This is a genomic window from Streptomyces sp. SolWspMP-5a-2 (assembly GCF_900091845.1).
GTDB classification, from domain to species: domain Bacteria; phylum Actinomycetota; class Actinomycetes; order Streptomycetales; family Streptomycetaceae; genus Streptomyces; species Streptomyces doudnae.
The window spans coordinates 1-1,460 of sequence record NZ_FMCI01000363.1; the positions used below are offsets into that span (position 1 = coordinate 1).

The 1,460-nt window shown below is 76.0% G+C and carries 1 protein-coding gene; it reads right to left on the bottom strand.

All coding sequences use genetic code 11. The features are described 5' to 3' along the window. Positions 1 to 280: 280 nt before the first annotated feature. A complete protein-coding gene (locus GA0115242_RS35995) occupies positions 281 to 1,255 on the bottom strand; it encodes a helix-turn-helix domain-containing protein (protein WP_093835862.1) in 975 nt (324 codons plus the stop codon). Positions 1,256 to 1,460: the final 205 nt, after the last annotated feature.

Consider the following 1,460-nt stretch of genomic DNA (forward strand, 5'->3'; position numbering starts at 1 on the left):
GCAGACCGAGAAGCGCGCCCCGACCATCCCCGACGGCGCCTCCGGCTGGCACTCGGTCGTCGTCACCGTCGACTAGACCGGGCGGCAGAAGGGGCAGGAAGGTGGCAGGAGGCGGGCGCCGCCGTCCACGACGCCACCTGCCACGCCGTCCTCGGCCTGGTCCACACGGTGGTGGCCGACCACGCCCAGGCCGGGGGAGTGGCTCAGGAGGCAGGGGCGGAGGTGTGGCGCACGGGCCGCCGCTGTCGCCCCGGGCGAGGTTCCGTGCTCACCTGGATCCTCACTCCGGCCCACCCGCCCACCGGCGCACCGGCGCACCGGCGACCGCGTCCGCTCCGCCGGTCCCGGCCGACCGCCTGGTCCCGGCCTCCGTCTGCCCGGACGCCGGGCCGCCCGGCCCGGCCCCCTCGCCCGTGGCCTGGGCGAGCAGCGCCAGCGCCGTGCGGGAGGGCGAGCCCGCCTCCGTGGTGGCGACCACCGTGAGCGGGCCCCGTCCGCTGCTCATGGTCTGCTGGACCACCGTCAGGGGCCCGACCAGCGGATGGCGCATCTCGTAGGGGGCGACGGCGCAGGCCCGGACCCGGTGGTCGGCCCACATCGACGCGAACTCGGCGCTCTTGGCGGAGAGTTCACCGAGGAGCGCGTGCAGGACGGCGTCCTCGGGATACTGGGCCGCGACCAGCCGCAGGTTGCCGACCACGGCCCTTGCCTTGTCCGGCCAGTCCGCGTACAGGTCACGGACGTGCGGGTCGAAGAAGACCAGCCGGGCCATGTTGGGGCGCCGCGCCGCCGGGAGGTCGGGGGCGCCGAAGTCCAGGTGCCCGGCGAACAGGGCGTGGCCCATGCGGTTCCAGGCGAGGACGTCGTTGCGCCGGCCCAGCACGATCGCGGGGACGTCGCCCAGGACGTCGAGGAACTGGCGTGTCTCCTCCGGTACCCGTTCCGGCGCGGGGCGCCGGCTGCGGGTGCGGCGCCTGCCCGCGCGGGCCAGGTCGTGCAGGTACCGGCGCTCGGAGTCGTCCAGCCGCAGCGCCCCGGCGATCGCGTCGAGCACCTCGGGCGAGGCGCCGGGCGACTGCCCCTGTTCGAGCCGGGTGTAGTACGACGTGCTCACCCCCGCGAGCAGCGCCAGTTCCTCGCGCCGGAGACCCGGCACCCGGCGCTGCTCCCCGTAGGTGGGCACGCCGATGTCCTGCGGCCGGAGCTGGGAGCGCCGCGCCTGCAGGAAGTCACTGAGCCGCGTCTTTCCGTCCATGGCTCCGAGTATGCGGCGCCCCGCGCGCGCGAGCCTGACCCGGCTGGGGGTAGGCAGCGCCGGGTCTGGTCCGGCGCCCGCACCCCGGCTGAGGTGGGAGGTGCCTGATCCGGCACCCACCGCACTCCAGGAGACCGCCTTGACCACCCCCGCCACCACGGCGCACGAGCCCGTATCCACCACCGCGCACGAGCCGACCGCCACC

Bases quoted from the DNA above. Each gene is read 5' to 3' on its own strand.
- GA0115242_RS35995 (WP_093835862.1), bottom strand. From the start codon at position 1,255: ATGGACGGAAAGACGCGGCTCAGTGACTTCCTGCAGGCGCGGCGCTCC.